Below are 1215 nucleotides of genomic sequence, written 5' to 3' on the forward strand. Positions count from 1 at the left end.
TTGGATAGGTTACACTAAATTGGACAGTTTCTAAGAGAACTGTTACAATTTAGAAAGTAAAAGTGAGGTAAACTAAAATGGCAAGAGAAAGAAGAACCTATAGTGATGAATTTAAACAAAAAATTGTAGAATTATATAATAGTGGTAAACCTAGAGCTGAATTGATTCGTGAATATGAATTAACTCCTTCTGCTCTATCTTCATGGATTAATAAGTTTAACTCTACCGGTTCATTTAATATCGAAGATAATCGCAGCGATGCAGAAAAAGAACTTATTAAACTTCGTAAAGAAAATCAGCGATTAAAAATGGAAAATGATATTTTAAAGCAGGCAGCGCTGATTATGGGACGAAAATAAATATTATCATTTCCAACGCAGATAAATATCCAATCAGCGCTATGTGCAAATTATTAGATATACCTAGATCGTCGTTATATTATAATCGCAATAATAATTTAAAAAAGAAAAAATCCAATGATCATGATTTAACTGATTTAATAAAAGAAATATTTAAAAATAGTCGAAACAATTATGGTTCAAGGAAGATCAAAGTGGAATTAGCCAAGCGCGGCCATATCGTCAGCAGAAGAAGAATCAGACGTATCATGAAGAAAAATGGCCTGGTATCCAGCTATACAGTAAAGCAGTATAAACTACACAAAACAAAATGTAATAATGACAGTATAGATAATAAGCTTAATCGGAATTTTAAACAGGAAAAAAGAATGAAAGTAGTTGTCAGTGATCTGACATATGTTAATGTAGGTGGCAAATGGAATTATATATGTCTTATGTTAGACTTGTATAACAGAGAGATTGTAGGATATGCAGCTGGAAAAAATAAAAATGCCGAACTGGTTGAAAAGGCACTTTATTCAATAAAATATGATTTAAGTAAGATAGAATTGTTTCATTCGGATCGCGGAAGTGAATTTAAAAATGAAGAAATTGAAAAAGCACTAAAAACATTTAATATAACCAGATCACTAAGTACAAAAGGATGTCCGTATGATAATGCGGTAGCTGAAGCAACATATAAAATTATAAAAACGGAATTTGCATTTAATAAAAGGTTTGATAGTTTAGAAGAGCTGGAACTGGAATTATTTGATTATGTAAACTGGTATAATAATATCAGGATACATGGTTCACTTGATTATAAAACACCTGTTGAATTTAGAATGTTCTCATAGAAATTGTCCAAAAAAGTGTT

Annotated in this window: 1 protein-coding gene; it reads left to right on the forward strand. The window is 30.1% G+C overall.

The features are described from left to right. Positions 1–77 precede the first annotated feature (77 nt). Positions 78–1195 (forward strand): IS3 family transposase gene (locus B5E92_RS15240; RefSeq protein WP_087303550.1). Its coding sequence is split into 2 segments (ribosomal slippage): positions 78–336 and positions 336–1195, totalling 1119 coding nucleotides; the frame shifts between segments, so codons are not numbered across the junction. Positions 1196–1215: the final 20 nt, after the last annotated feature.

The organism is Erysipelatoclostridium sp. An15, from assembly GCF_002160675.1.
Lineage (GTDB): Bacteria > Bacillota_I > Bacilli_A > Erysipelotrichales > Coprobacillaceae > Thomasclavelia > Thomasclavelia merdavium.